The 4,418-nt window shown below is 65.9% G+C and carries 5 protein-coding genes; all 5 read right to left on the bottom strand.

Features of this window, described 5'->3' with window-relative positions:
* Window positions 1-1,058, bottom strand: a 1,058-nt coding sequence (locus WAN71_RS07740; RefSeq protein ID WP_422224773.1) for an acyl-CoA dehydrogenase family protein, incomplete at its 3' end; no start/stop codon positions are given.
* A 31-nt stretch (window positions 1,059-1,089) separates the two neighbouring features.
* Entirely contained in the window at window positions 1,090-1,356 is a 267-nt protein-coding gene (locus tag WAN71_RS07735) for a hypothetical protein (protein WP_422224772.1), read from the bottom strand.
* Window positions 1,357-1,362: 6 nt separating this feature from the next.
* A complete protein-coding gene (locus WAN71_RS07730; RefSeq protein ID WP_422224771.1) occupies window positions 1,363-2,514 on the bottom strand; it encodes an amidohydrolase family protein in 1,152 nt (383 codons plus the stop codon).
* Between the two features lie 124 nt (window positions 2,515-2,638).
* Window positions 2,639-3,802 carry an acyl-CoA dehydrogenase family protein gene (locus WAN71_RS07725; RefSeq protein ID WP_422224770.1) on the bottom strand — a complete coding sequence of 388 codons (1,164 nt, stop codon included), beginning with the start codon at window positions 3,800-3,802 and terminating at the stop codon, window positions 2,639-2,641.
* Window positions 3,799-4,418 (bottom strand): class I adenylate-forming enzyme family protein (locus tag WAN71_RS07720; RefSeq protein WP_422224769.1); only part of this gene is annotated, 620 nt, incomplete at its 5' end. The genes WAN71_RS07725 and WAN71_RS07720, both read right to left, overlap by 4 nt.

Raw genomic sequence — 4,418 nt, 5'->3', positions numbered from 1 at the left:
AGCATGTGGTGCACCAGCTCGTCGTCCTCGGGGTCGGTGCACGCATCGGTACCCAGCACTTCGGTGGCCATGTCACCCAGGTCCTGGTCGGTTTCTGAGGTCATCAGCTTGAGCACCGAGAAGGCGGGCGATGTCAGGTCGCCTGAGTCGATGGCGCGCTGCCAGGTATAGCGCAGCAGCCACATCCTGGCCCACAACCGGGTCATCGACCGCGACAGCACCGGGTCGAGCAGGTCGTGGTCACGGGCGGCGTCGACCATGCGTTCGTGCAGCCGGAACATCGATACCGCCTGCGAACCCAACGTCAGGCGCTCACGGCCCAGCGTCACCATCGCTAGCGTCCAGCCCTGACCAACGTCACCGATCAGGGCGTCTTCGTTGAGCTCGGCGCCGTCGAAGAAGACTTCGTTGAACTTGCTCTCACCATCCATCTGCGTCAGCGGGCGCACCGTGACCCCCGGGATGTCCATGGGCACGATGAACATCGACAAGTCACGGTGCTTGTCCGGACCGGTGCGGGCGAGCAGCAGTCCGAAGCGCGCCGAGGCAGCCGCCGAACTCCACACCTTCTGGCCATCGATGCGCCAACCCGTCGCGGTGCGCTCGGCATGGGTGCGAATGCCGGCGAGGTCTGATCCGGCGCCCGGCTCCGAGAAGAGCTGACACCAGACGTCGTCGCCCAGCCTGATCGGTTCGAGGTAGCGGTCCTTCTGCTCTGAACTTCCGAACTTGATCAGCACCGGACCGACCAGGTCGGGCCCGGTGATGTTCAGCTGACGGGGCACGCCGGCTCGTGCGCACTCTTCGGCGAAGACGGCCTGATACGCCACCGTCGCTGCGGCACCGCCGAACTCGCGCGGCCAGTGCAGGCAGGCGTAGCCGTGGTCGGCGAGGTGGCGGTGCCACATCCGGCCGGGTTCGACGTCGTCCGCGGTGGGCGTGGGCCCGTAGTTCCGTAGGCCGGCCGGCCTTGGCGCACTGTCAAAAAACGAGCGGATCTGCGCGCGTAGCGCCTCAAAGTCCTTCAGGTCTTTCAGGACGTCTTGGGAAGCCGACACCGGTCACTCCTTGGTGCAGGACGGGTCGGAATCACTTCCCGTCGAGATAGTCGTTGTATTCGTCACGGACCGACTCCATCGCGTTGAGTCGACGGGCCAGCAGGGTGATCTCGGCCTCGCTGTGATCGGGGCCGCCGGCCTGGACCTCCTCGAGTCGGGCCCGGGTGCGACCGATCTCCTCGGCGAGGCGTTCGCGAGCCTCGTCCTTGGTGAGGAGGTCCTGGTCGGTCCAGTCCGACCGGGGAAGCTGCTCTATCCGCTCCACGCCTGCTCGATCCGTCACCCCTTCGTCGGTCACAGCCGGTCACGCTGCCCGCGGAAAGTTGTAGAACTCACGGGCATTCAGTTCGACCATGCGGTGCACTTCGTCGTCGGGCACCTTCTCCAGCGCCTGCGCCGCGCGCTCTCGGCTCTGTGGCCAGAACGAGTCCGAGTGCGGGTAGTCGCACTCCCAGGTGATCTTGTCGACGCCGATCATGTGCCGCATCTCCACGCCGAAGTCATCCTCTATGAAGCAGCCGTGAATGTGCTTCTTGAACAAGTAGCTCGGCGGGTGATCCTGGTTGATGTTGTTGTAGAAGCGGTGTTTGCGCCATACGCTGTCGCAGCGCTCCAGGATGTAGGGGATCCAACCGATGCCCCCCTCGGACAGGCCGATCTTCAACTTCGGGTGCCTATAGAGGGTGTTAGAGAACAGCCAGTCCGTCATCGAGGTCATCGACATGGTGCCCATCAGCGTGATGAACACGGCGAAAGGTGCGTCGGGAGCAATCGGCGGCGGGAAGCCGCCGGAACCGAAGTGCTGAGCCAGCACCATGTCGGTTTCCTCCATCGCCGAGAGCACCGGGTCCCAATGATCGGAGTGCACGGAGGGCAGTCCGAGCCGGTCGGGCAGGTCGGGGAACGTCACGCATTTGGCGCCCTTCGCAGCGACGCGATGGATCTCCTTGACGCTGGCATCGAGGTCCCAGAACGGCAGCATGGCGACGGGGACGAATCGGTCGGGCGCCGTTGCGGCCCACTCATCGAGGTGGAAGTCGTTCCAGGCCTGCGAGCACAACTTGGCAAGTTCCTTGTCCTCGCCCTCGGCGAATACCGCGCCGGCGAACCGGGGGAACGACGGGAAGCACGTCATCGCCTGCACGCCGTCGATGTCCATGTCGGCCACCCGCGCCTTCGGGTCATAACAGCCGGGGATCATGTCGTCGTAGCGCACCGGTTCGATGCCGTACTCTTCGGGCTTTTTGCCCGCGACAGCGTTGAGGCCGATGTAGGGATAGATCCGGCCTTCGTACTCCCAAACCTGACACATCTGGTGGTTGTCGGGGCGTTCCCACTCGATGATCTTCGGGCCCGCCTCCAGGTACTTGGTGGGCAGACGATCACTCCACACCTTGGGGTGTTCGATCAGGTGATCGTCGACGGAGATCAATTCCATCCAGGGCTGCAGCGGCACGGGTGGCTCCTCAAGGACATTTCAATGGGGTCGAAACATAAAAACATTTAGTTATTTAAAACCGAGTCTAGCCACCCGCGCAGAAGACCGGCAAGGGAACTCCTACCGGTCGCGTCGCTGCCGCCTATAGCAGCTGGGCCAGCGCCGACAGCCGGTCCCAGTGCTGGCCCGGAGTGCCGAACACCACCTCGTCCGTGCGGGCGCGCCGGAAGTACAGGTGCGCGGAATCCTCCCAGGTGAAGCCGATGCCACCGTGAATCTGGACGTTCGCTTTCACCGCGTTGCGCAGCGCCTCTGAGCACACCGCCTTGGCCATGCTGGCGCGCCAGTCCGCTTCGCCGGCGGCCGCAGCAGCGGAATCGTCGAGAGCCTCAAGCGCTGCCTGCGAGGCCGACCGCGCCCACTCGAGATCGACCAGCATGTCGGCGCACTTGTGCTTGATGGCCTGAAAGCTGCCGATCCGCCGTCCGAACTGCTCGCGGGTACGGGCATAGTCGGTGGCGATCTCGAGCACCCGTTCGCACGCGCCGACCTGTTCGGCCGACAGCACCGCCAGCGCCACGTCGATGTTGCGCTCGACGACGTCACCGATCGGGCCGTCGCCAGACAGCCGCACCGCCGGCGCTGAACTCAGCGTGATGGTGGCCATCGGCCTGGTGCCGTCGAGTACGCGTTCGGTCTCGGCGACGACGCCGTCGACGGCCGGGTCGAGCAGGAAAAGCGCCGGTTCGCCATGCTCTGCGATGGCGACTACGACGAGGTCGTCCGCCGCGGAACCGCCCAGGACGTGGCGCACCGTGCCGTCGATGCGCCAGTCGTCCCCGGTGCGGGCGGCGCTGAGCGTCACCGCGGACCGACGCCACAACCCGCCGTCGCCGGTGAGAGCTGCAGCGGCGGTACGACGACCTTCGATGAGCCCGGTGAGTCGCTTGTCAGCGTCGGGATCCCGCTCGGTCAGGTCGAGCAGCAGGCCGGTGGCCAGCACCGTGGAACTCACGAACGGCACCGGGGCCAGCGCGCGGCCGAGTTCGTGGGCGACCACACCCAGCGCGGACGCACCGTAACCTGCGCCGCCGAGGTGCTCGGGTAGCGCGATGGCGGCCACCCCGACCTGGTTGCAAAGCACGTCCCACAGCACCGTGTCGAAGCCGGAGTGTCCGTCTGCGCCGCTGCGGTCGCCCTCGCCGTACGCGACAGCCCGTACCCGGTCCTCGGATGCCAGTCGCTCACAGGCAGAGCGCACCGACTGCGCGAGTTCCTGACGTTCGTCAGCGGACAACACCGTCATCGGGTTCCTCCTGCGATCTGCCGGGCCAGCTCGGACTTGGCAACCTTGCCGAGCCCGGTCAGCGGGAACTCGTCGACGAGGACGAGCCGCTCGGGCCACTTCTGCTTCATCAGCCCGCGTTCGTCGAGGAACGTGCAGAGTTCGTTGAGGGTGACGTCACGATGGCGTGGCGAACGACGCACGACCGCGCATACCAGCTCACCGCGCAGCTCGTCCGGCTGGCCCAGCACGGCGATCTCGTCGACCAGGGGGTGGGCCAGCAGCTCGTTCTCGATCTCGTCAGGGACAACGTTCTCGCCCTTGCGGATGATCAGATCCTTGGTGCGGCCGGTGACCACGATGCGCCCGTCCGGACGAAGGTGGCCCCGGTCGCCGCTGCGAAACCACCCATCCGGGGTAAGCGCGTTAACCCATTGCTCGTGCTGCAGGTATCCCGGTGTCAGGTTGGCGCCGCGCAGCTCGATCTCGCCGTTCGCCGCGATCCGCACCTGCGATCCCGGGATGGGTCGGCCGGCGCTGTTGGCCAGTTGCTCGTCGGTGTCGGTGGCCTCGCTGACGCAGATCATCGGCGCCTCGGTCATCCCGTAGGCGTGCACGACGGGTACGCGTAGGTGTT

The organism is Mycobacterium sp. (assembly GCF_049280035.1).
Lineage (GTDB): Bacteria > Actinomycetota > Actinomycetes > Mycobacteriales > Mycobacteriaceae > Mycobacterium.
This window is presented reverse-complemented; position numbering and strand designations above follow the sequence as displayed.

Excerpts from the sequence above, each read along its gene's own strand:
- WAN71_RS07725 (WP_422224770.1), bottom strand. The coding sequence starts at position 3,802 with ATGACGGTGTTGTCCGCTGACGAACGTCAGGAACTCGCGCAGTCGGTG.